We start from the raw sequence: 24,696 nt of genomic DNA, 5'->3' as shown, positions 1-24,696 counted from the left end.
AATTATTTCTGATTAAACAGTAACCATGCGTCAGGATACTCAGAACGCAATTCGTTACGGCTACGCACAGCGTCGGTCTTGATGTCGAACGTACCGGCAACGACACGATACATCTGATTAGAAGAATTGTATGCGATCTGTGCATCATAGCCACGGCTCTTCAGCGTGCTCTGCAATCCTTCAGCGTTAGCCTGTACAGAGAAAGAACCTACAACGACGCTGAAGTTTTTAAGTCCTGCACCGCTGACAACAGACAGGCTCTCCTGACGTACAGGCACATTGTCTACATTGTCAACAACAACCGTTTCTGTTGCAGGCTTCTCAACAACCGGAGTAACAACAGCTATCTCCTCGCTGCCTTGATTCTGAACTGCAGTCTGCTCTTCCTGAGCCTTAGCTTTCTCATAAGCTTTTCTGTAAGCGCTCTCTGATGATTTACAACCAGTGAATGCCAACGCCACACAAAGGCCGGCGCACAATACAGTGTACTTTTTCATAATTTCCCTTATCTTATTATTTAGAAATTAAACATATTTTCTACGTAATATTGTGCGAAATTACACAAAAACAGCCAAAAACTCTGACAAACCGCACATAAAGTTTGTTAAATAAAAGAAATACGCCCTTTCAGACAAAAAAACCGGTAAAAACGTTGGTATTTAAGAAATAATCATTAAATTTGCTTACGAACAAAATCAAAGCACCAACGGCAGAAAAGCCTAAACAAAGACGACTGCCCACATGCCGAGAGAAATAAAATTATTATTCACATAATTAAAAATCAAAATTTATGAAAACACTAGGTTACATCGGCGCATTCTTAGGAGGCGCAATCGCCGGAGCTGCAGTAGGTCTGCTTCTGGCACCCGAAAGAGGAAAAGACACTCGCGAGAAAATAACTGACGCAATTGACGATTTCTGCCAAAAGCACAATATCAAGCTGAGCCGCAAAGAAATGAGCGACCTCGCATCAGATATTAAAGACGCAGCTGAGGCTGAAGAAGTTTAACAAACAGCTGACAAATGTTCTCAAGCGATAAAAACATTGAAACAATAGGCCAACTGGTAGAGTTGGTGAAACATCGCATCGGGCTTCAGGGTGAATACCTGAAGCTCGAAATTACAGAAAAGACAGTGAGGCTGATTACTGCCATACTGCTCTTTACGCTGTTTTCGCTGATACTCATCGCAATACTCATATATGTGTCGTTTGCCATCGTATTTGCAATGGCGCCGTCTATGGGTTTCCCTGCCGCATTCGGAATAATGGCATCGTTCTACATATTAATCTTTGTATTGCTGACAATTTTCAGAAAAAGCCTAATAGAGAAACCGCTCGTAAGATTCATAACTAGTCTGTTAACAGAATAAGCACATGGACAACGCCACAAAACCACAGACATATAACAGCATAAGCGAAATAAGAGAACGCAAAGAGACCATTCTTGCTGAAATGAGAAAAGACAATGCCGACATTGGCAAAAAATGGAAAAGCTTGTTTCAGAAATCACCAGAAAGAAAGAAGGGCATCACCGTGGCGTCTGTAATAAGCACAGGGACGGGTCTTATCGACGGTTTCTTGTTCGTATGGAAGATATACCGTAAATTCAAGAAACGGTAACATATCTGACAGTATCATTTTCACACAACGGTCATCCTGCATATCTGTTTCGTACAGAATATGCAGCAATGTGTGCAAACCGTTTTTATGCAAGCACCGGCACAAAAACCAAGGATTTAAGTATGTATTTACATACGACACCAGATATTAAGCCCCAACCGGCCATTATGCCATATACGGCTTAATCACACAAGCAAGCCAACATCTTCTGCCGTCTTTTTGTTTTCTATTGTGTCTTTCTCCGTTTTTTCCTGATGCCACCCACTACTCCTGCAAAAAATCTAATGAAAATCAGCTCAATATAAAACAAAATTAAGACCGAATCCTAAACCGATTTGGGTCCAAAAAGGAAAGACACAATACGCAAACAATAAATCCATGCAGAAATTATGCCTTTGACAACGCCATGACAACGTCCGACCAGCCATCAAAATATTTAAGTTTCGTCTGACTGCATACACAACGAAAAGAACATTGAACATAAAAAATTTAAGCCAGCACCGGCCTGCTTATAACACGCAAAAAGCACGCCTCTACTGACTTAAACCCGTGTCCCTAAAACTTACGGACACAAAAAAGGAGTACCGCTGTACTCCAACCTTGTTAACCTTAAATCTAATACTATGAAAAACACGATGCAAAGGTATGCATTAAATCCCATACTTCCAAATATCAGTGTAAAAAATACATCCTATTTATACACTTTTAACACTTTAAGCCCATTTGAGGGGCTAAATCTCAATAATCTGACCATCGTAAGCCAAATTTATATCTTCAGGCAATATGCCGTTAGTCTCACTATGCAGGCCGATATCATGCCCCATATGCGTAAAATATGTATGTTCAGCACCTACCCTTCTTGCAAAGGCAATTGCGTCTGCTACAGTCTGATGGGAATGATGTTCGGGGGCAAAGCGCAGCGCATTGACAACAAGCGTCTTTACCCCGCTGAAATAAGAAAATTCGCTCTCGCTGATTGTCTTCATGTCTGTTATGTAAAGCAGGCGGCCTATTCTGTATCCAAGAATTGGCATCTTGTCGTGCATCACCTTTACAGGCATAATATCAAAATCTCCAATACGCAATGACTCATGGGGCTCTATTGTGTTGAGATTAATCTTCGGCACACCAGGATATTTGTTTTCATCAAAACAATAAGGCATTGTATGCATCAGTCCGTCGGCGGTATGCTTATCGGAATAGACATTAACCTCTCCGAACTGGCAGAACGGGCGGAGATCATCTAATCCGCCAACATGGTCATAATGAATATGGGTCAGCAATACGGCATCAATCTTTCTGAACTCAAGTCCAAGCATCTGTTCCCTGAAGTCAGGGCCACAGTCGATAACAACTCTTGTATTGTCCGTTTCAATCATGGCAGACGCCCTCAGGCGCTTGTCATGCGGATCATTGCTCGTACAGACCTTGCACTTGCAGCCTATAGTCGGCACTCCAACCGAAGTACCCGTTCCAAGAAAAGTGAGTTTCATTGTCAGATTATATTCACTTCTGGAACAATATCAATACCAAACTTGTCCTTCACGTCACGCTTTATGGCATCACAGAGTGCAACAATATCCTTACCCTCGGCACCGCCTCTGTTGACAAGCACCAGTGCCTGACGCGAATGAACGCCCGCCTTACCGAGAGACTTGCCCTTCCAGCCGCATTGGTCAATCATCCATCCGGCAGGAATTTTCTCATTATTATCATCAACGCTATAATGAGGCACATTGCCAAACCAGGCCACGAGTTCCTCATATTTTGCTTTCGGTACAACAGGATTCATAAAGAAACTTCCGGCATTGCCTTCAACCTTAGGATCAGGAAGTTTCTCGTTACGTATGTCTATTATCACGTTGCGGAGCTGCTCTGCCGTAGGAACCTTTATGTTGCGCTTCTCGAGTTCAGCCCTTATATTGCCATAATCAAGGCATGGACAGAACACTTCTGAAAGTTTGTAGGTTACATATGTTATCACGAAGCGGTTGCGCCACTCGCCCTTAAACTTGCTCTTGCGGTAAGCATATTCACATTCTTCGTTTGTAAACTCACACATCTTTCCGGTCTGCAGGTCCACGGCCTCAACCTTCAAAATTATGTCCTTAGCCTCAGCTCCATAAGCGCCTATGTTCTGCACGGCAGACGCGCCTACATCACCGGGAATAAGCGAAAGATTCTCTGCTCCGTACATACGGTTAGACACGCAAAGGCTCACTATGTCGTCCCACACCTCTCCGCTGCCGCAACGCAACATTATGCCTTCGTCCGTCTGGACGGCGACATGGCCCTTTATAGCCGAATGCAGCACTGTGCCTTCATAATCGGCCGTAAATAACATATTGCTGCCGCCACCAAGCACCAGCAATGGCTTGTCAGCGTCTGTAAGCGAATTTACGATCTGCAACAATTCGTCTACACTCTCAAACTCTATAAAACGGCGACACTTTACATCTATACCGAATGTATTGTGCTCCTTGAGATTAAAATCGTAAAAATCTTTCACTTAAATCTTAATTTTAAAATTCTACAACAAAAATATCCGGCATGACAAAACTTGTCTTATTCAGACAGCTTTGTCAGTTTCCAGTTTCCTCCGATGCGCTTGAACGTCAGCTGCATTTCCATACCGTTGGCTATTCCGCGCATAACAAAAATCTTCTGGCGTCCCTCGGTATATTTCTGTCCATACATTATATTGTAAATGAAGTCGGCAGGGAGTTCCGGCGCAAAGGCCGGCCATGTGCCCGGATCAATCTCGCCTGTCATTGTGCTGAAATCATCGTCAGGGTCAGGTCCGGTAAAAACAACAGGATTGTTCAGACTCTCAACCTGGAAAGCAGAGTCGGTGACAAAACGCTGATAAAATGCGAGGAATGAGGCATTTGTGTTCTGATACATGGCGTTGGTCTGAATAGACTCAAGCATCCATTGGCCGTTTTGTCTTTCAAACATGTACTTTTTCACTTTTTTCCTTTTCAAGTACACTTTTTCTACCACGACATTGTTTATCGACGTATCTTTAACAACGTTCATCTGCCGCGTATTGTCGAAGATAAGCGTATAATAACCCTGATTCATGAAGAAGTGCTCCATTTTCCATTTTGACTTCTGAATATAGGACACTTTCTTTCCGTCTACAACCTTCAATGGGAAAACAATACGCTTCATCTGCAACTTGCGGTTTGCCGCAAAGTTAAAAATAAAGTCGTCAAACAATTCGTCGGCGGCCTTAGGCATCTGCTGCTCAGAAATCAGCTGATCCATGGTGTCTACTGCCGTAGTGTCGGGAACAGAATCAACAACAAGTGTGTCTGCCGCAGGCTTCTTGTCCGTACATCCCGTTGTCCACATCATTGTAGAAACACAGAATGCACAAATTACAAAGACTGATACAACCCCTTTTTTCATAATTTTACTACTCCTTTCGTAAGTAACAATCTCTCAAAATTTGCGCAAAAGTACAACTTTATTTTGATTTATGACATTATTCAATGTAAAAATGTTACCTTTGCAGCAATATTTTAATACGCATATAAATTTATCGTTAACATGATACTCGACAAAATTGAGAAACTTCTTGAAGAAGTAAAAGGTCTTACGGCCTCTAATGCCGAAGAGATTGAGGCAATGAGACTGAAATACCTTAGCAAGAAAGGCGAAATTAACGCCCTTATGGCCGACTTCCGCAATGTGCCGGCAGAACAGAAAAAAGAGGTCGGAATAAAAATCAACGAACTTAAGCAAACTGCACTTGAGCGCATCAACTCGCTTAGAGAACAGTTTGAGACTGCCGAAGCTCAGGATGACGACCTCGACCTTACACGCACAGCTTATCCGATAGAGCTGGGCACACGCCACCCGCTCACCATCGTAAAGAATGAGATTATCAACATCTTCTCACGCATGGGCTTCACCCTTGCCGACGGTCCTGAGGTTGAAGACGACCTGCACGTGTTCACAAAGATGAACTTTGCCGCCGACCATCCGGCACGCGACATGCAGGACACATTCTTCGTAGAATCTAATCCGGATGACGTAACAAAGAACATTCTACTCAGAAGCCATACCAGCTCTGTACAGGCACGCGTGATGGAGACAACACAGCCGCCTATCAGAATTATCTGTCCGGGACGCGTTTACCGCAATGAGGCAATCACTGCGCGCGCCCACTGCTTCTTCCATCAGATTGAAGGTCTTTACATAGACAAAAACGTGTCGTTCACCGACCTTAAGCAGGTGCTGCTGACATTTGCACGCGAGCTGTTCGGTCCAGACACAAAAATACGCCTGCGCCCAAGCTACTTCCCGTTCACAGAGCCTAGTGCCGAGATGGACATATCATGCCACATCTGCGGCGGCAAGGGATGCGGATTCTGCAAACACACAGGATGGGTGGAAATCCTTGGATGCGGAATGGTAGACCCCAACGTGCTTGAGCTGTGCGGCATAGACAGCAAAGTGTACAGCGGTTATGCCTTCGGACTCGGTGTGGAGCGCATAACCAACCTGAAGTATCAGGTGTCAGACCTCCGCATGTTCTCTGAAAACGATGTAAGATTCTTAAGAGAATTTGAATCGGCCAACTGATAGAATATAAAGACATTTCAAGGAGGTGAAAAGTAAAAACGACTTTCACCTCCTTCGTTTTTATCCCTTTATGCCTGTCTGGCAGATGCCATAAACCCTTAAATCAGTTATCAACATGAAAGAGCGCCTTTTCACACGCAGTTATATGTTCATCCTGGCAGCCAACTTCCTTCTGTTCTTCGGCTTCTGGCTGCTAATACCTATTCTTCCGTTTTATCTCAAAGAAACATACAACTGCCCTGAAGCCATGCTTGGTGCCATACTATGCTGCTACACGGTTAGCGGCCTGTGCGTCCGCCCGTTCTCGGGCTTTCTGATGGACAAGTTTCCGCGCAAGCCTATCTACATTCTCTGCTATTTTGTCTGCGCCTCAATATTCCTCGGCTACATGACGGCAGGAGTGCTTACATGGTTCATCGTGCTGCGCGCTCTCCACGGCATAGCCTTCAGTAGCGTAACCGTAGGAGGCAATACGCTCTGCGTTGACATAACGCCCAGCAGCAGGCGCGGCGAAGCCCTGGGGTATTACGGACTGACCAATAACACGGCAATGGCTCTTGGCCCTATGACCGGTCTGTTCATGCACGACCACGTTAGCTATGAGGGCATCTTCATCACAGGCATGCTGTTCAGCTTGGTCGGACTGCTATGCGCAATATGCGTAAAGGCACGCACCCCGGAATCGATAAAAAACAGGCAACAGGAAAAACAACAGGCAGAAACAGCTACCACAAACAGCAAGCTCTCGCTCGACCGCTTTATCCTTATAAAAGGCATACCCGTAAGCATAGCCTTGCTGATGCTGTCGATACCTTATGGTGCCACAACCAACTTCGTTGCAATGTATGCCCGCGAAATTCATCTCGATGTGCCTTCGGGTTTCTTCTTTACACTCATGGCCGTAGGCATGGGAGCATCGCGCCTTGTTGCAGGCAAGAAAGTTGACCAAGGCTATATCACACAGTGCATACACGTGGGGCTATACCCTGTCATCCTTGCCTTCTTCATGCTAAGCATGTGCCGTTTCATTGCTCCAGAGAGCATGAACGCAGCCGAATGGATTTTCTTTGCCGTGCCGCTGCTTCTCGGCATAGGATTCGGTATAATCTTCCCGGCAATGAACACGCTCTACATCAACCTTGCACCCAACAACCAGCGCGCCACGGCCACAAGCACTTATCTTACGGCATGGGACGTAGGCATTGGTATCGGTATATTAAGCAGTGGAGTAATAGCCCAGCACTTCACATTTTATATGGTATATCTTATAGGTTCTGTCCTCTGCACTGTCTCACTGATATTCTTTGTATGCAAAGTTACGCCGCATTACAACAAAAATAAGCTGAGATAACACTAATTTTACGCTTTCATCAGAAAGCTGTATAAATGAAGGAAAAAACGTAAAAAAGCGCATTTAAAGTAGATTCCTTTTTATATTGCAAAGAGATAGTTTCTACAATGTAAAAGACAATAATAATGCAGTATATAAAAAGACAAAGGGATTAAAGTCATCACAAAAGGGATGGCTTTAACCCCTACTATTATCAAAAGCTCTTTTAACAGCGAAAAATGCCGAAAGGGCTATCTATATACAAAATAGCTGCAGTTTTTTCCTTGCGCATATTTCTCGAACAGTCTTACAAGAAATTCGGCGTTGGCCCTTACATTATCTTCATTACCGTCGTATCCGTTGATAAGCACCAGCACATTTTTAGTAGACATCTCCATCTTTGTGCGCTCGTTGTCGCTTGTAGGAGTGCCCACACCTCCTTCGGCATCACGATACACGGGCAATCCGGCTATGTTGAGCATTCCACGGCCTATACCCTCATAAGGTTCGCCTTCACGCCCGACACCGAGCGTGAGCGTGTCGCCGACAAACTTGTCTGCGTCAAAGCCACCGATGCTGTAGCCATAGGCAATGCTTGCAAGATTTACAAGGTCTACCAACGTGTCAATCTGATATAGAGCCTTACCCTGAAGCATTCGCCTTATCAGAGCCTCCGAAGCCGGACGATAGCGGCTGGGATCCTTGCCGCAGGCACGATAAACGCAGCGTGTGGCCTCAATTCCGGATATATGCTTTATTGTCTCCGTGGTGTATCCGGCACGATACTTTGCCCCCCACTCTTCTATTTCTTTCCAAAGGTCCTCGTTATATTTCGTGTTTACGACCTCTGCGCTAACTGCCGCGCCTACAAAGCCCGGGCAGACGCTCTCTATCTCTTCTGAAACCAATACTTTCATCTTCAGTTATTTTTATACTTCAGTCAATTGTCAAACTTAATTATCGCTATACTTTAATCCTGTCAGGAATGCCCCAGTCAAGACGTTATGACAACATTTTAACCGCGCACAACCTTTCATCATCGCTAAACGTGGCATATTCTTACAGACAAAGAACAAGTAACTAAGTCCATTATTCTATCATCTTAAGGAACGTCTCTTCGTCCACAATCTGTATGCCTAGCTTTTCGGCTTTCTGCAGTTTTGCCGGTCCCATATTCTCGCCTGCCAATATAAACGATGTCTTGCCGCTTATGCTGCCTACATTCTTACCACCGTTCTGCTCTATCATCTGTTTATATTCGTCGCGGCTATGATGTGCAAACACGCCACTTATGACAATGCTTTTTCCGGCCAATTTGTCGGTAGCCGACGACATCTGCTCTTCGCTCAGCGCCATCTGCAGCCCGTATCCGCGCAAGCGCTCTACTATCTGCATCGTTACAGGGTTTCTGAAATAGGTCATAACGCTCTTGGCTATAACCTCGCCTACACCTTCCACCTCTAAAAGGTCTTGCAGGCTTGCCGCGGCAAGGGCATCTATAGTCTTGAAATGGCGGGCAAGCAGGCGTGCCGTTGTCTCGCCTACAAATCTTATTCCGAGCGCAAAGACCACACGTTCAAACGGCACTTGTTTAGATGCCTCAATGCCGTTTACAATCTTTTCGGCCGACTTCTGACGGCTGCCGTCGCCGTTTATCTGCTGCACTCCTATGTCATACAGGTCGGCAACATTACGAACAAGTCCATGTCTATAGAAATCGTCAACTGTCTCAGGTCCAATACTGTCTATGTTCATTGCCTTGCGCGAAATGAAATGCTCAATGCGCCCCTTTATCTGAGGAGGACATCCGGCATCATTAGGACAATAATATGCGGCTTCGCCCTCATACCTTACCAACTTGGCTCCACACTCAGGACAGTTGGCTATAAACCTCACTGGCTGGGCTATAATCGGGCGCTGCTCAATGTCAACGCCGACAATCTTAGGAATAATCTCGCCACCTTTTTCAACATACACATAATCACCTATATGCAGGTCAAGGCTGCGTATAAAGTCTTCGTTGTTGAGCGTAGCACGCCTTACGGTTGTTCCGGCCAGTTGAACCGGCTCCATATTGGCTACAGGAGTAACAGCTCCGGTGCGCCCCACCTGAAATGTCACTTCATTAAGACGTGTGCAGGCTCTTTCTGCCTTAAATTTATAGGCTATGGCCCAGCGCGGATTCTTAGCAGTATAGCCAAGAGCCCTCTGTTGTCTGAGTGAGTTCACCTTCAGCACAATGCCGTCTGTTGCCACAGGCAGGTTTTTACGCTCTGTATCCCAATAGTCAATAAAGTCATAAATCTCCTGCAGCGTCTTCACCTTACGCATTCCTTCACTTATCTTAAAGCCCCACTCACGTGCCTTTTCAAGATTCTCATAATGGCCGTCGCCGGGCAGTCCGTCGCCAAGCAGATAATAGAGGTATGCATCGAGGTTGCGACTCGCCACCAAAGCAGAGTTCTGACTCTTAAGCGTTCCGCTTGCCGCATTACGCGGATTGGCAAACAGCGGTTCTTCGGCAGCCTCACGTTCCTGATTAAGTCTTTCAAACACATTCCACGGCATAAGAATTTCGCCCCTTATCTCAAACTCCTTAGGCCAGTCGCCATCTTTCAGCACCAGCGGTATCGACCTTATCGTCTTTACGTTGGCCGTCACATCGTCGCCATGAACGCCGTCGCCACGCGTCACTCCTCTAACCAATTTGCCGTCTTCATAGGTAAGAGATATAGACAAACCGTCATATTTCAGTTCACAGCATATTTCAAAGTCTTCACCGTTAAGCCCTTTCTTAACGCTGTTATAGAAGTCGGCCACTTCCTCCTGGCTGTATGTGTTAGCCAGCGACAGCATTGGATATTTATGCGTAACCTGCGTAAACTCCTGATTAATGTCGCTACCCACCCGTTGTGTAGGCGAATTGGGGTCGAACATGTCCTCATGACGTGCCTCCAGTTCCTGCAGTTCCTTCATCATGAAGTCAAACTCCTGGTCGCTTATTTCAGGTTGGTTAAGCACATAATACTTATAATTATGTTCATGCAGTTCCTTTCTGAGCTGCAATATTCTCTGTCTTTCGTCTGTCATAAACTTAAATATATTCTAAAAACAATGCAACGCAAACCGACAACAGCCATTATCGTGCTTGCTTATATATAGCCGCATATATCTTATGCAAAGATGATGCAAGTGAGAGCAAAGGCATAAAGTTTGCCTGAATGGCTATGCCGAGCTCAGCTATATCTTATGCAAAGATAATGCAAATTTTCGCAAAACAGCAATGTAGTTTCTATCTAAAATAAATTAAATAATAAATCACCGCACAGCAATAACACAACAAATTTATATATAGAAGAAATAAATGTCATTAACAAAACGCCCATAAAAGTTATCAAATACAAATAAATTTAATATCTTTGCAACAGCAAAGCATAGAATTGTTCAACAATATGAAATGGCAAGTATGCATATAGCAATGTCCAACGAATAGCAACCCGACAAACGCTATATCGTTTCTTTGACAGACTTATATTATAAGTTTGTCCATTATTTTTTATCATTATCCATAATTATAAATCTACAAGATGTTACGCTGCAGAAAACGGCATAACTTATTGTGTCATATTTGTTTGAACAAATGAATTATACATACAAGAAAATATGGCTCATCGCTTTCCCTGTGATGATGAGCATCCTTATCGAACAACTGATAAACATAACAGACGCTTTGTTCTTGGGACATGTAGGCGACGTGGAATTAGGTGCATCTGCACTTGCGGGAATATGGTTTCTGGCAATATATATGCTCGGTTTTGGATTCAGTTTAGGTCTACAAGTAGTTATCGCCCGCCGTAATGGAGAACAACGGTATGCAGAAACAGGAAAGACATTATCGCAAGGGCTCTTTTTTCTGTCCGTTCTGGCAATCATCATTTATCTATCGTCAAAGATATTCTCTCCCATTATATTGAAGAATCTGATTAGTTCGGATGACGTCTATAATGCAGTTATGAGTTATCTTGACTGGCGTATTTTGGGATTGTTTTTCTCTTTTCCTTTTTTAGCCCTGCGCTCATTTCTAGTAGGAATTACACGGACAAAGGCTCTGAATATTGCAGCTTTAACTGCCGTATTTATGAACATTCCTATGAACTGGCTCCTTATATTCAAATTTGACATGGGGATATCAGGAGCAGCTGCGGCATCGTCATTTTCAGAAATGTGCTCACTCATCGTATTGACTGCATATATATTACGGCATATTGACAAAAACATGTATGGCTTATGTTTTGCCTTTGATCTGAAAATACAGAAAGAAGTCTTTTTTGTTTCGATATGGAGTATGTTACAATATTTTACAAGCGTAGCCATTTGGTTTCTGCTCTTTCTGGCTATTGAACGTTTAGGAGAAACGGAGCTGGCCGTATCAAATATAATAAGAAGCATATCCGCACTATTTTCCGTTATTGTCAACGCATTAGCCGGCGTGACAAGTTCGCTTGTAAGTAACTTAATCGGTACCGGTAAAAAGAAGAATGTATTTCCTCTTTGTAACAGAATTATCCGTATTGGATATACAGCAGGCATTCCACTGGTTATTCTTGCATTGCTCTTTCATCATTATATAATAATGGCTTACACGGGCAATCAGATAATCATGCAAGCTGCATTACAGCCATTCATTGTCATGCTGCTGAACTATTTCTTTGCATTACCCGGCTATGTATATCTGAACGCTGTTACAGGAACAGGAGCTACGCGTGCGGTATTCGTATTTCAGATGACTACTACCGTCGTCTACCTGTTTTCATTATGGACATTGTGTCATTACCATGTACCTTTAGCGGCTTATTGGGCCGTGGAATATTTATTTGTAATATTACTCGGCACACAATCTGTCATTTATTTGAAATATAAACAATACTAAAAATTTAAAGTGATGATGAATAAGATATATCCTCACAAAGGTGACAAGCAAACCGTTTATCTGAACGCTGTTATTAAAGACCCGTCCATTATTGTCGGCGATTATACCATCTATAATGACTTTGTTTCCGACCCGATACATTTCGAGAAAAATAATGTACTATACCATTATCCGATTAATCGAGAGCGGCTTATAATCGGCAAATTCTGCTCCATTGCCTGTGGTACAAAACTCCTGTTCAACTGTGCCAACCATACGCTAAAATCTTTATCTACATATACATTCCCGTTGTTTTATGATGAATGGAACTTAGAAAAATCAGATGTGGCAAAAGCATGGGACAACAAAGGTGATATCATTATAGGAAATGACGTATGGATTGGCTATGAAGCCGTCATCATGGCAGGCGTCAACATTGGCGACGGTGCAATTATCGCGGCTCATGCTGTCGTTACAAAAGATGTGGCTCCATATACAATAGTGGGCGGAGTTCCAGCCCGACCTATACGCAAACGGTTTGACGATGGAGTAATACAAAAACTTGAAACATTAAAATGGTGGGAATGGCCAATAAACAAGATTCGCCAATGTCTGCCACATATTATTAATGGAGATATTGACGAATTACTTAAATATCAAAAAAATGAATATTTTAAGAGATAAATAGTCACAATAACGCGATACCAGAAATTAATCACTGAAACATGGCTGAAAACTCATTGATTTTCATATAAAAACTCAATGAGTTTAAGGTCATATTTCAGTGGATTTTAAAATTTAATTTATCAGACCGATATTAAAATATAAAGCCCATTGAAAATAAAATAATTTCAATAATTTTGAATTCATCATGAATTGGTGTATCTTTGCATAAAATATCGCTGCGTTCAGCATAACATCCAAGCAAGCTTGACATTTCTGCACTCACTTGCTGCATCTTTACATAAGATATTGCTGCCCTCGGCATAACATCCAAGCAAGCTTGACGTTTCTGCACTCACTTGCTGCATCTTTGCATAAAATATTGCTGCGCAGGCTAAATAACAACATAAAGTTATTATTAGTTATGCTTTGGACTTGAAACATGCCGTAACTTTATATGACGAGAGAGAAATATATGTCTATGCAGAACTTTAAATAAAGACAAACACTACGCGAAAAAAACGCGAAACGAAATAATAAAAACAATCTAAAACAAAAGCAAAAACATGAAAAGTGATCCTAAAGAGTGCCTTTATTGCCAAAACAATGAGACACAGCACGAACTGATGATTGAAGTAGCCAAACTTAGTGTGTCGCGCCTCTTTATCTTTAAGGAGCAGACATATCACGGACGTTGTCTCGTGGCTTACAAAGACCATGTGGACGACCTCAACCTTCTGAGTGATGAGGACAGAAACGCTTTTATGGCAGACGTGGCGAAAGTGACAAGAGCCATGCAGAAGGTGTTCAATCCTGACAAAATAAACTATGGTGCATATTCAGACACGCTGTCACACTTACATTTTCACCTGATTCCTAAATATGTAGGCGGACCTGACTTTGGCGGAGTGTTTCAGATGAATCCAAAGAAGGTTTATCTGACAGACGAGGAATATGCCGACATGGCTGAAAAGCTGAAAAAAGAGTTGTAATAAACATAACACAAATGCCGCCTGTAAGACAATAGAAAATAAAACCTACAGGCGGCATTTACAATATACAATTATACTGCAAGACACGTATTTGCACTACAGTATCAATTAAGCATCAAATGCTTTTGGCTCCAACGATAAAGTACCGACATTTAAAATTTCATTCATCTAAACATATCAGCGTTTATCGGCAACACCAAAATCGATCCATCTTTCCTGCGAATAGTTCTGCTTGATTATTTTCTTATAGTTAAAGAATGAATCTTTCACTACATTTAGAATACTATTCATATTCTTAACCTTAACAGAAAGTTCTTCCCGCAGCTTGTCGCACTCTGCATTTATTTCAACAAGCTTACGAAGTTCTACGTCCATTGCATTCAGTTCTGCTTCCGTTACGCCTCTATCAGACAATACATTGATGTTTCTACGAAAGCCGGTTATGAGCATTCGGCTCTTTTCTATTTGCTGCTCTATCGTTTTTGACATAATGATAAACAATTAGTTACATGATTAATAAATAATTAGATTTCTTGCAAATTTTCACCACAAAATTAATAAAAAAAGGCTTTCAGACGACATAATAGGCATATGTCTTTTTAGAAATTTTAATCTTAAAGCCATTATAAGTTTACGGTTTTTCACTATACACAATATTATTTTTAACACAAAAAAATAACGTTACGAACTAAACCGACATCATTTTTCGCTTGCAGTTTTATATAAAAAATATAAAAATAAAGGCTAAAAATTGTGATATTGGCAGAAAATTAGATAATTTTGCAAATATGCGAATTGATATAATTACAGTTTTACCTGAGATGCTCGAGGGATTTGTAAGAGAATCCATATTGGCACGCGCGCAGAAGAAAGGACTGGCAGAGATATATCTGCACAACCTGCGCGACTACTCTACAGACAAATGGAAACGCGTGGACGACTATCCATACGGCGGATTTGCCGGAATGGTGATGCAGTGTGAGCCAATAGACCGGGCCATATCGGCTCTGAAGGCCGAAAGAGAATATGACGAGGTAATATTTACTTCGCCTGACGGTGAGCAGTTTGACCAGCATGTGGCCAACAACCTGTCGCTGAAGAAAAACCTGATAATTCTGTGCGGACACTATAAAGGCATTGACCAGAGAATACGCGACCACCTCATCACGCGCGAAATAAGCATAGGCGACTATGTGCTTACGGGCGGAGAGCTGGCGGCAGCGGTGATGGCTGATGCAATAGTAAGGCTTGTACCGGGAGTTATAAGCGACGACCAGAGCGCTCTGTCTGACTGCTTTCAGGACGACCTGCTGTCGGCACCTATATATACAAGACCGGCCGACTATAAAGGTTGGAAAGTGCCTGACATTCTGTTAAGCGGAAACGAGGCCAAGATAAAAGACTGGGAAATAGAGCAGAGCTACGAGCGAACCAGACGGCTGCGCCCTGACCTGCTGAAAGAATAAGACAGAGAGTATATTGGATACATTCGAGACATTGAATTAATGTCAAACACTCTGACGTGCAGAAGACAGGGCCTGAATAAACGAAAATACGGCCCGTGTCTGAAGCCGTAGACATAACAAATATAATTAACAAACAATTTTATTGAAACTATGGAAGACATCGTAAGATTACCACAGATGAGCTTCAGCGAGTCTGTAAAAACAGTGTTAAGCAAACTGACCGACTTTAAGGGCCGTGCACGCCGTTCTGAATTATGGTGGTTTTGGCTCCTTTATGCCGTTGTAAGCGTTGTACTCAATCTGTCACTTGCAGGAATGCAAGTCGTAAGTTCTGTTGTGTCAATGCTCCTTCTGCTCTCTATCTGCTCCGTTACGGTGCGCCGCCTGCACGACCGCGGACACGGAGGCTGGTGGGTTGCAGCAAGCATCATAATAAATATATTGTACAATATATATATGTCGTCAACAGGATATCTCGAGGCCATGACTACGGTAAATCCTGACCCAAGCATTGCCGTAAAGATCATGAGCGACCCTATCGTCATGACTTCAATGCTGCTGCTCTTCTTCCTGAACATCAGCATCCTGGTGTTCTGCGTCATGGACGGCAAGCCTGAAGAGAATAAATATGGCCCGTCGCCTAAATATATTGTAAACAACGGCGACTTTCAGGAAATCAAATAAAAAGCAAACAGACAAAGAGTTGCAATAAAAGGATTTACAGCACGATGGCAGCTAAAAAACTTTAGCGGACAAGCTTGCCTAATTGTTGCATCACTCTTAACAGACAAGCATGACGACATTTTACGAAAAAATATTGTAAAAACTCATGCTGGAGTTTACAGACATACAATCATCCGTTTTTCAATATGCTTCCTTTCGCAACGCAAAAGGAGGCATATTAGGTTATAAAAGGCCATGTTTCGCGATGCAAAACATGGCCTTTTACAATACATTGACAATCAACGAGTTAGAGCAAACGCAAATTCCCTGTCCTCGCCGATATTGACGCCGGCATAAATTCAAGGAATAAAACAGTATGCGGAAACAGACTACGCATTAATAAGTCCACGACATTTAGCCCCCGCCCCTATCAACATGCTGCCACATGACACCGGCTGGCTCAGCAATATCCCTGCTCACGGCAGAACTTCTCACCTAAGGCATAGCCTTCCTCATAAAGCCGTTCAAGTTTATCTACATCCTTCTCTATACGTCCGACCTCCATAGGGCGCTCTGGACGTATGCATAATATCTGTCCGGCACGCTCCATTTCCTCTATCATTTCAAGTTGGCGGTTGTAAGCCTCACAGCGATGGCTCAACACCACGCGCAGCCGTGGATAGTTCTTATATACAAAACGCGGTATCTTATGGTCTTTCTCCTTGCTGCGAAAACCATAGTTGCGCGTAAGGACAACAACATTCTTGTGATGCCCCTGCTCCATGGCCCTCATTACAGGTATGCTGTCTACTATTCCTCCGTCGAGCATAGGTATGCCGTCAACATTTACAATCTTGCTGACATAAGGCAGGCTGCTGCTTGCACGAACAATGTCAAGCAGGCGCTGGCGGTCGTGCTTCTCTGTAAGGTAGCATGCACGTCCGGTCAGGCAGTTGGTGGTAACCATCTCGAAGACGTCAGGATTATTGAAGAATGCTTCAAAATCATAAGGCAGCAACGTATTTGGGAAATCGTCATAAAGCAGTTTACGGTCGAAGATGCAACCCTGCGTAACCAGATGTCGCAGACCTATGTACTTATATTTTGAAAGATAGTCGATGTTGGAAATACGGGCGCGGCGTATCTGGCGGCTCATATACGACATGCCGTTACATGCTCCGGCCGAAACTGCAACAACGTAATGAAAATACATGTCATGCTTCATAAAGCCGTCCAGCACGCCGCTGGTGAACACACCGCGCATGCCGCCGCCCTCAAGAACCAATCCTGTATTTCTGTCAATACGCATAACTCACTAAAAAACTTTGCAAAGTTAATGATTTTAGTTTTAACGGCATATATTTTAAAGTAATTTACAATATAAAAAATCAAAAAAACAAACATCTGTAACTTTTTTGCATGCATATTCAGCCCTGAGGATATCATTATAACATGTTTTACAGACCAACAAATTAAAATAAGTGACATTTTGTTATAAAAATAAATTGATTTTATTTTGTTCTGCACATGATTTGCATTATCTTTGCAATATTGAAGTTATATATCTGTGAAAAACGAGTTGAAAAAGCCTGACACACCATAAAAGTTACTGGAAAAACAACCACGCCACAGAGTGACGAAATTTAGTTTAACAAGCATTTATATACGAATATGTTCAGCAAGGAAACCTACGTAAGCCGCCGCGCCGAGTTGAGAAAGCTCGTAAAGAGTGGCATCGTGATTTTGTTCGGTAATAACGACTCACCTGTCAATTACCCTTCAAACAGCTACTATCCGTTCCGTCAGGACTCTTCGTTCCTTTATTATTTCGGACTTAACCGCGACGGGCTTGTAGGCGTGATTGACATCGACGAAGGCACCGAAACGCTCGTGGGCAACGACATCGACATTGAAGACATCGTATGGTTCGGCTCTGTAAACAGCGTGAAGGACATGGCTGAAAGCGTTGGCGTAGCCAATACTGCCCCGATGAAGTCGCTGCAGATTATATGCAACAATGCGCTGAAACAGAAAAGGCCAATACATTTCCTGCCGCCATACAGATATGACACCAAGCTGCAGATATTCGACCTGCTTGGCATTCATCCAAACCAGCAGAAAGAGGCTGCATCACTCGAACTGATAAAAGCTGTGGTGAAGATGCGCTCTACGAAAGAGCCGCAGGAGATAGCCGAGATTGAAGACGCATGCTCTATTGGCTACAAGATGCATACAACAGCCATGAGGCTGACTAAACCCGGATTCACCGAGAAGTTTATCGGCGGACAGGTTGACGGAACAGCACACTCTTATGGAGCAATGGTAAGCTTCGCAACAATATTCACACAGCATGGAGAGATAATGCACGGCACACCGTCATGGGACGTTCTTGAGAGCGGCAGGCTGGCTTTGTGCGACTCTGGTGCAGAAAACCGCAACAACTACTGCTCAGACAACACCCGCACATATCCCGTAAACGGCAAGTTCACTCAGCGCCAGCGTGAAATATACAGCATCGTTGAGGCCTGCCACGACTATGTGCTCGATGTAGCCAAACCAGGTGTAAAATGGTATGACGTACACATGGCTGTATGCCGTCTGATGACCGACAAACTGAAAGAAATCGGCCTGATGAAGGGCGACACAGAAGAGGCTGTAAGAGCCGGAGCACATGCAATGTTCCTGCCTCACGGACTTGGCCACATGATGGGTATGGACGTACACGACATGGAAGGACTCGGACAGAACTATGTAGGCTTCGACGACGAGATACAGCCTTCAACACAATTTGGCACAAACTGCCTGCGCATGGGACGCCGCCTCGAAAAAGGCTTTGTTGTCACAGACGAACCGGGCATTTATTTCATACCTGCACTCATAGACGACTGGAAGTCGCAAGGACTGCACAAAGACTTCATCAACTATGAGATGCTCGAAACCTACAAGGATTTCGGCGGCATACGTATTGAAGACGACCTGCTGATAACTGACGACGGATGCAGATTCCTCGGCACGGAGCGCATACCTTATCATCCGGACGATGTTGAAGAATTCATGAGAAACAACTAAAACCCAAAACAATACTTATAGAAAAATGAAAAAGTTAATTGCAATGGCTCTGTTGGCTTGTATAGCAACAGGCATGAACGCGCAGGACAAGAAAGGAACTGCGGAAAAGAACAAACCTGTGTTCACAACCATTAAGGAGAACAAGATCACAAGTATCAAAGACCAGAACCGCAGCGGTACCTGCTGGGCTTACTCTACACTGAGTTTCTTTGAGAACGAAATTCTGAAAAAGACAGGCAAGACTTACGACCTCTGCGAAATGTTCGTAGCCAACAAGGACTACATGGAGCGTGCCATCCTTACTGTAAGAATGCACGGCGACAGCCAGTTCTCACAGGGCGGAAGCTCTGAGGACGTGCTCTATATTCTTAAGAACCACGGTATCTGCCCTGAAACAGCCATGCCGGCACCCGGCACTCTGACAGGCGACTCTTTGGCTAACTTCGAAGAGTTCTTCGGTGTTATGGAGCCGTATGTTGCAGCTGTATCAAAGAGCAAGGCAAAGAAGATTTCTAAGCAGTGGCAGAAAGGTCTGCAGGGTATCATCGACTCATACTTAGGAGAATGCCCGAAGGAGTTTGTTTATGAAGGCAAGAAGTATACTCCGCAGACATTCGCAGCAAGCCTCGGCCTCAACTTTGACGACTATGTTTCAATAACAAGCTACACACATCACCCGTTCTACACACAGTTCCCTGTAGAAGTTCAGGACAACTGGCGCTGGGCAACATCATACAATGTTCCTATGGACGAGATGATGAAGATTATTGACAATGCCATCAACGAAGGCTACACCGTAGCATGGGGCGGCGACGTTACAGAAGACGGATTCACACGCATGGGTCTCGGTATCGCATACGACGTAAAGAAAGTACGCAGCATGGCCGGAACAGACGCAGACAGATGGTTCAAGCTTTCTTCTACAGAAAAGAAGAGCAAGCTCGATTCTCTCGGAGTTGACGCTCCTGAAATCGTTCCTACACAGGAAATGCGCCAGGAAGCTTTCGACAACTGGGAGACAACTGACGACCACGGAATGGTAATCTTCGGTATCGCTAAAGACAAGAACGGACGCGAATACTATATGGTTAAGAACTCTTGGGGCGAGTATGGCGACTACAAAGGAATTTGGTACATGTCAAAGAACTATGTTGCATACAAGACTATGAGCTTCATGGTTAACAAGAACGCCATACCTAAGGATATCCGTAAAAAGCTCGGCTTAAACTAACATACAGACAACTGCAGGACTGACCGGAAACATAACATTGCAGACAGACAACCCAAGGTTGCTGTATAAAAGACATAAAGGCCTTCGAACGTCAGCAAAAAGCTGCATGAGACGGGCGCCAAAAACCGGCAGGACAAACAAAAGCAGTTACAATGTAGCTTAAGAACAAAAGCGGTGATTTCTGAACTTTTCTGTCAGAAATCACCGTTTTCTTGTTTTTTATTTGTAACTTTACACGCCATTTTATACAAATTGACAATGGCAACCGGGAAAGAGAAATAAAAAACAATATAAATGCACTTCAAATGGAACTACGAATCACCAACATCAGAACAGAAAAAGGCAGCTGAAGAGCTGGGAGCAAAACTGGGCATAAGCCCCGTTATGGCCGGAATACTAATACGGCGAAACATTACCACCGAATCTGCTGCTAAACGTTTCTTCCGTCCTCAGCTCAACGACCTGATAAATCCGTTCCTTATGAAGGATATGGACGTGGCCGTTGACAGACTGAACGATGCCATGGGACGAAAAGAGCGCATTATGGTGTATGGTGACTACGATGTTGACGGATGCACTGCCGTCGCACTCGTGTATAAATTCTTACAGCAATTCTACTCTAACATAGATTACTACATACCCGACCGCTACGATGAAGGATATGGAGTGAGCTATAAGGGTATTGACTATGCCCATGAAACTGGTGTAAAACTGATAATAATCCTCGATTGCGGCATAAAGGCCATAAGCGAAATAGAATATGCCAAGAGCCTTGGCATCGACTTCATTATATGTGACCATCACGTGCCCGACGAGATTATGCCTCCGGCTGTAGCAATACTTAACCCCAAACGCCCTGACGACTCTTACCCGTTCAAGCACTTGTGCGGATGCGGTGTAGGCTTCAAGTTTATGCAGGCTTTCGCCAAGAACAACGGCATACCATTCTCACGTTTAGTGCCCCTGCTCGACTTCTGCGCAGTAAGTATAGCTGCAGACATTGTGCCCGTAGTGGAAGAAAACAGAATATTGGCATACCACGGTCTTAAACAGCTCAACCAGAATCCGAACATCGGACTAAAAGCCATCATTGATATCTGCGGACTAAACGGACGCACGATAACAATGAGCGACATAGTGTTCAAAATCGGACCACGCATCAACGCATCAGGACGCATGGAGAACGGACGCGAGAGCGTTGACCTGCTTGTTGAAAAAGACCTTGGCAGCGCACTTAAAGAGGCAAAGCATATAAACGAATACAACGAGCAGCGCAAGGACATTGACAAGCAAATGACAGAAGAGGCCAACCAGATTGTGGCAAAAATAGAGAGTCAGAACAGGCGCTCAAGCATTGTGCTGTATGACGAAAACTGGAAGAAAGGCATAATTGGCATAGTGGCTTCAAGGCTGACAGAAATCTATTTTCGTCCAACAATAGTAATGACGCGTGAAGACGATCTGGCCACAGGTTCTGCAAGGAGCGTTACGGGCTTCGACGTTTATTCCGCCATAAAAAGCTGCCGCGACCTGCTGATAAACTTTGGCGGGCACACTTACGCTGCCGGTCTGACACTGAAATGGAAGGATGTGCCCGAATTCATGAAACGTTTTCAGAAATATGTTGACGAGCACATACAACCCGAACAGACAGAAGCTATACTCAACATTGACGCCGTAATCGACTTCAAAGATATAACGCGTAAGCTGCATTCTGAAATCAAGAAGCTAAGTCCGTTTGGTCCACAAAATCCCAAACCCCTGTTCTGCACTACAGACGTTTACGACTTTGGCACAAGCAAGGTGGTAGGAAGAGAACAGGAACACATAAAACTAGAACTTGTAGACTCAAAATCAAACAACGTGATGAACGGCATTGCTTTCGGGCAAAGCGGATCGGCACGATATATAAAATCAAAACGCAGCTTTGACATTGCATACACCATTGAAGACAATGTTTTTAAACACAATGGTATCCAGCTGCAAATAGAGGACATACGTCCTGCAGAAGACGAAGAAGAAACAAACTAACAATATTTTTGTCTGTCCACGGAAACGCTTGCATATTTCGTGGACGGACAAAATATATCATATACACAAACGATGGTGACGACTGACGACAAATACAGAAAGATACTTCGCGACAACTGGGGGTATGACGACTTTAGGGGCATTCAGCGAGAGATTATCGACAGTATCTGCGCCGGACGTGACACACTTGGTCTGATGCCGACAGGCGGAGGCAAATCAATTACTTTTCAAGTGCCGGCTCTCTCAATGAAAGGGGTATGCATCGTCATCACGCCCTTGATTGCACTGATGAAGGACCAGGTAGTAAACCTTAGGCACAAAGGCATCAAGGCGGCAGCTGTTTATTCGGGTATGATGCATGCAGATATTATAACTACACTAGAAAATGCCATATTCGGCGGAGTAAAAATCCTGTATGTATCACCTGAACGCCTGTCTTCTGAACTATTCCAGAAGAAGATGAGCCATATGAACGTAAGCTTCATAACAGTTGACGAAGCCCACTGCATAAGTCAGTGGGGCTATGACTTCAGGCCGTCTTACCTCAAGATATCAGACATAAGAAAACTAAAGCCAGACGCACCAATACTGGCCCTGACAGCAACAGCAACACCAAAGGTTGTAGACGACATTCAAGACAAACTCGGCTTCAAAGAAAAAAATGTGTTCAAGATGAGTTTTGAACGCAAAAACCTTGCATATATCGTAAGAAAGGCCGATGACAAGTTTGAAGAGATGCTCCACATTCTCAATAGTGTAAGCGGCTCTGCCATTGTTTACGTAAGAAGCCGTAAACGTTCAAAAGAAATTGCAGCCGAGCTATGCAAACGCAAGATAAGCGCAACCTACTATAATGCCGGACTGGAAAGTGCCGCAAGAGACGAACGCCAGAAGGAATGGCATGAGGGCAAGGCACGCGTTATGGTTGCCACAAATGCATTCGGAATGGGCATCGACAAACCTAACGTAAGACTCGTTATACATCACGACTGCCCAGATTCTCCTGAAGCATATTTTCAGGAAGCAGGAAGAGCCGGACGCGACGGAAAGAAAGCCTATGCCGTACTGCTTTATAACGGCAGCGACAAAGGCAAACTGAGAAGAAGAATAGAAGAGACTTTCCCAGACAAAGACTATATACGCCTTGTGTATGAACATCTTGCCTACTTTTATCAAATAGGCATGGGGAGCGGACAAGGATGCAGATTCGAGTTCAACATCGACCGCTTCTGTGTTGCCTTTAAGCATTTTCCCATACAAGCAGGATCGGCACTAAAGATTCTTTCCAGAGCCGGATATATCGACTATGACGAAGAATCAGACAATAAAGCTCAGATAAGAATGCTTTTAGGCCGCAACGAACTGAATATGCTCGACAGCCTCAACGAAAGGGAGAATGCTGTGATAACGGCACTGCTAAGGTGCTACGGAGGATTATTTTCCGACTTCTGCTACATTGACGAAAGTCTTGTGGCACAGCAAGCCGGACTAACCGTGCCTGAAACATACATGATTCTGAAAGACATGACTGCACGCCGTATTCTTCATTTCATACCAAGGAAAAAAATTCCACACATAACATACACTCAGCGACGCGAAGAAATGGAGCGTCTGGTGCTGAGCAAGGAAATATACGACAACCGTAAGAAAGAATACATGGAGCGCATCGAGGCCATGATAAATTATGCTACAAATGACGACATATGCCGCAGCCGGCAGCTGCTAAGGTATTTCGGCGAAGAGCGCTCTACTGACTGTAACCAATGCGATGTCTGTATTGCACATAAAAAGCACCGCGAAAACAAAAACGAACAGAAAAGAGCCGAGGAACTTATTACAGAACTCCTAAGCGACAAAAAGCCACACTGCATCACAGAGATAAAAAACATTAACTTCAACAGAGATGCAATAGAATATGCTGTTGAATACATGCTAAACGAAGAAAAAATATATCTCTCAGACGGAATGGTAGTGCTCAGAAAAGGATAACAGACCGTATGCTACAACCTGAATACCAGACACATCCGAGCATCTATCCTGATACAACAATACAAACTCTTACATAATAAAAACAGACGCGGAACATCACTGCCCCACGCCTGTATAATTATCAGCATGTCAAATATAT

General features: G+C 43.8%; 23 protein-coding genes. 14 read left to right on the top strand and 9 right to left on the bottom strand.

Annotation, left to right across the window (positions count from 1 at the left end; translation table 11 throughout):
- Window positions 1-2: 2 nt before the first annotated feature.
- Entirely contained in the window at window positions 3-497 is a 495-nt protein-coding gene (locus ACU52_RS03095; RefSeq protein ID WP_021853348.1) for an SPOR domain-containing protein, read from the bottom strand.
- A 293-nt stretch (window positions 498-790) separates the two neighbouring features.
- On the opposite strand from ACU52_RS03095, the gene ACU52_RS03090 reads away from it, so the two are divergent.
- From ACU52_RS03090 to ACU52_RS03080, 3 genes are read left to right on the top strand one after another with little or no spacing between them, the layout of a single operon-like run.
- Window positions 791-1,009, top strand: a complete 219-nt coding sequence (locus ACU52_RS03090) for a YtxH domain-containing protein (RefSeq protein ID WP_021853349.1) — start codon at window positions 791-793, stop codon at window positions 1,007-1,009.
- 14 nt (window positions 1,010-1,023) lie between these two features.
- Entirely contained in the window at window positions 1,024-1,371 is a 348-nt protein-coding gene (locus tag ACU52_RS03085; RefSeq protein WP_021853350.1) for a phage holin family protein, read from the top strand.
- A 4-nt stretch (window positions 1,372-1,375) separates the two neighbouring features.
- The gene (locus ACU52_RS03080) at window positions 1,376-1,621 is read left to right on the top strand and encodes a hypothetical protein (protein WP_053397727.1); all 246 of its coding nucleotides are present in this window, start codon (window positions 1,376-1,378) and stop codon (window positions 1,619-1,621) included.
- A 731-nt stretch (window positions 1,622-2,352) separates the two neighbouring features.
- Here ACU52_RS03080 and ACU52_RS03075 read toward each other — a convergent pair.
- From ACU52_RS03075 to ACU52_RS03065, 3 genes are read right to left on the bottom strand one after another with little or no spacing between them, the layout of a single operon-like run.
- A complete protein-coding gene (locus ACU52_RS03075) occupies window positions 2,353-3,114 on the bottom strand; it encodes an MBL fold metallo-hydrolase (RefSeq protein WP_053397726.1) in 762 nt (253 codons plus the stop codon).
- A 2-nt stretch (window positions 3,115-3,116) separates the two neighbouring features.
- Window positions 3,117-4,130, bottom strand: coding sequence for a UDP-N-acetylmuramate dehydrogenase (gene murB, locus ACU52_RS03070; RefSeq protein WP_053397725.1), 1,014 nt, complete (start codon window positions 4,128-4,130; stop codon window positions 3,117-3,119).
- 56 nt (window positions 4,131-4,186) lie between these two features.
- A complete protein-coding gene (locus tag ACU52_RS03065; RefSeq protein WP_021853354.1) occupies window positions 4,187-5,035 on the bottom strand; it encodes a DUF4348 domain-containing protein in 849 nt (282 codons plus the stop codon).
- Between the two features lie 141 nt (window positions 5,036-5,176).
- On the opposite strand from ACU52_RS03065, the gene pheS reads away from it, so the two are divergent.
- Window positions 5,177-6,214: a phenylalanine--tRNA ligase subunit alpha gene (gene pheS, locus ACU52_RS03060; RefSeq protein ID WP_053397724.1), complete on the top strand. Its 1,038-nt coding sequence runs from the start codon at window positions 5,177-5,179 to the stop codon at window positions 6,212-6,214.
- A 115-nt stretch (window positions 6,215-6,329) separates the two neighbouring features.
- Window positions 6,330-7,565, top strand: a complete 1,236-nt coding sequence (locus ACU52_RS03055) for an MFS transporter (protein WP_053397723.1) — start codon at window positions 6,330-6,332, stop codon at window positions 7,563-7,565.
- A gap of 230 nt (window positions 7,566-7,795) precedes the next feature.
- Here ACU52_RS03055 and ACU52_RS03050 read toward each other — a convergent pair whose 3' ends face one another.
- Window positions 7,796-8,461, bottom strand: coding sequence for a B3/B4 domain-containing protein (locus tag ACU52_RS03050; RefSeq protein WP_053397722.1), 666 nt, complete (start codon window positions 8,459-8,461; stop codon window positions 7,796-7,798).
- Between the two features lie 172 nt (window positions 8,462-8,633).
- The gene (ligA, locus tag ACU52_RS03045) at window positions 8,634-10,634 is read right to left on the bottom strand and encodes an NAD-dependent DNA ligase LigA (protein WP_053397721.1); all 2,001 of its coding nucleotides are present in this window, start codon (window positions 10,632-10,634) and stop codon (window positions 8,634-8,636) included.
- Between the two features lie 550 nt (window positions 10,635-11,184).
- Between ligA and ACU52_RS03040 the strand changes: the two genes are divergently transcribed.
- Together ACU52_RS03040 and ACU52_RS03035 are read left to right on the top strand one after the other, a co-directional pair.
- Window positions 11,185-12,474: an MATE family efflux transporter gene (locus ACU52_RS03040; protein ID WP_053397768.1), complete on the top strand. Its 1,290-nt coding sequence runs from the start codon at window positions 11,185-11,187 to the stop codon at window positions 12,472-12,474.
- A gap of 12 nt (window positions 12,475-12,486) precedes the next feature.
- Window positions 12,487-13,137 carry a CatB-related O-acetyltransferase gene (locus tag ACU52_RS03035; protein WP_053397720.1) on the top strand — a complete coding sequence of 217 codons (651 nt, stop codon included), beginning with the start codon at window positions 12,487-12,489 and terminating at the stop codon, window positions 13,135-13,137.
- 133 nt (window positions 13,138-13,270) lie between these two features.
- On the opposite strand, the gene ACU52_RS03030 is transcribed toward ACU52_RS03035, so the two are convergent.
- Window positions 13,271-13,471 carry a hypothetical protein gene (locus ACU52_RS03030; protein WP_147630750.1) on the bottom strand — a complete coding sequence of 67 codons (201 nt, stop codon included), beginning with the start codon at window positions 13,469-13,471 and terminating at the stop codon, window positions 13,271-13,273.
- Window positions 13,472-13,682: 211 nt separating this feature from the next.
- Between ACU52_RS03030 and ACU52_RS03025 the strand changes: the two genes are divergently transcribed.
- The gene (locus tag ACU52_RS03025) at window positions 13,683-14,108 is read left to right on the top strand and encodes an HIT family protein (protein ID WP_021853361.1); all 426 of its coding nucleotides are present in this window, start codon (window positions 13,683-13,685) and stop codon (window positions 14,106-14,108) included.
- A gap of 177 nt (window positions 14,109-14,285) precedes the next feature.
- Here ACU52_RS03025 and ACU52_RS03020 read toward each other — a convergent pair whose 3' ends face one another.
- Window positions 14,286-14,597: a hypothetical protein gene (locus tag ACU52_RS03020; protein WP_147630749.1), complete on the bottom strand. Its 312-nt coding sequence runs from the start codon at window positions 14,595-14,597 to the stop codon at window positions 14,286-14,288.
- Window positions 14,598-14,896: 299 nt separating this feature from the next.
- On the opposite strand from ACU52_RS03020, the gene trmD reads away from it, so the two are divergent.
- On the top strand, window positions 14,897-15,574 hold the full coding sequence (gene trmD, locus ACU52_RS03015; protein ID WP_053397717.1) for a tRNA (guanosine(37)-N1)-methyltransferase TrmD: 678 nt from the start codon (window positions 14,897-14,899) through the stop codon (window positions 15,572-15,574).
- Between the two features lie 150 nt (window positions 15,575-15,724).
- On the top strand, window positions 15,725-16,258 hold the full coding sequence (locus tag ACU52_RS03010; RefSeq protein WP_082335140.1) for a DUF805 domain-containing protein: 534 nt from the start codon (window positions 15,725-15,727) through the stop codon (window positions 16,256-16,258).
- Between the two features lie 439 nt (window positions 16,259-16,697).
- On the opposite strand, the gene ACU52_RS03005 is transcribed toward ACU52_RS03010, so the two are convergent.
- Window positions 16,698-17,546, bottom strand: coding sequence for a patatin-like phospholipase family protein (locus tag ACU52_RS03005; protein WP_021853366.1), 849 nt, complete (start codon window positions 17,544-17,546; stop codon window positions 16,698-16,700).
- Window positions 17,547-17,908: 362 nt separating this feature from the next.
- Here ACU52_RS03005 and ACU52_RS03000 point away from each other — a divergent pair, with 362 nt between their 5' ends.
- The 4 genes from ACU52_RS03000 (at window position 17,909) to ACU52_RS02985 (ending at window position 24,557) form a co-directional block, all read left to right on the top strand.
- Complete coding sequence (locus ACU52_RS03000) at window positions 17,909-19,306, top strand: aminopeptidase P family protein (protein ID WP_053397715.1); 1,398 nt, start codon at window positions 17,909-17,911, stop codon at window positions 19,304-19,306.
- Between the two features lie 25 nt (window positions 19,307-19,331).
- Window positions 19,332-20,537 carry a C1 family peptidase gene (locus ACU52_RS02995; RefSeq protein ID WP_021853368.1) on the top strand — a complete coding sequence of 402 codons (1,206 nt, stop codon included), beginning with the start codon at window positions 19,332-19,334 and terminating at the stop codon, window positions 20,535-20,537.
- A 294-nt stretch (window positions 20,538-20,831) separates the two neighbouring features.
- Window positions 20,832-22,568, top strand: coding sequence for a single-stranded-DNA-specific exonuclease RecJ (recJ, locus tag ACU52_RS02990; RefSeq protein ID WP_021853369.1), 1,737 nt, complete (start codon window positions 20,832-20,834; stop codon window positions 22,566-22,568).
- Window positions 22,569-22,640: 72 nt separating this feature from the next.
- The gene (locus ACU52_RS02985) at window positions 22,641-24,557 is read left to right on the top strand and encodes a RecQ family ATP-dependent DNA helicase (RefSeq protein WP_053397767.1); all 1,917 of its coding nucleotides are present in this window, start codon (window positions 22,641-22,643) and stop codon (window positions 24,555-24,557) included.
- Window positions 24,558-24,696: the final 139 nt, after the last annotated feature.

Origin of the sequence: Xylanibacter rarus, assembly GCF_001275135.1 — a bacterium.
Classification (GTDB): Bacteria; Bacteroidota; Bacteroidia; order Bacteroidales; family Bacteroidaceae; genus Prevotella; species Prevotella rara.
The sequence above is the reverse complement of the archived record's forward strand: the minus strand, read 5'-3'. Positions and strand labels throughout refer to the sequence as shown.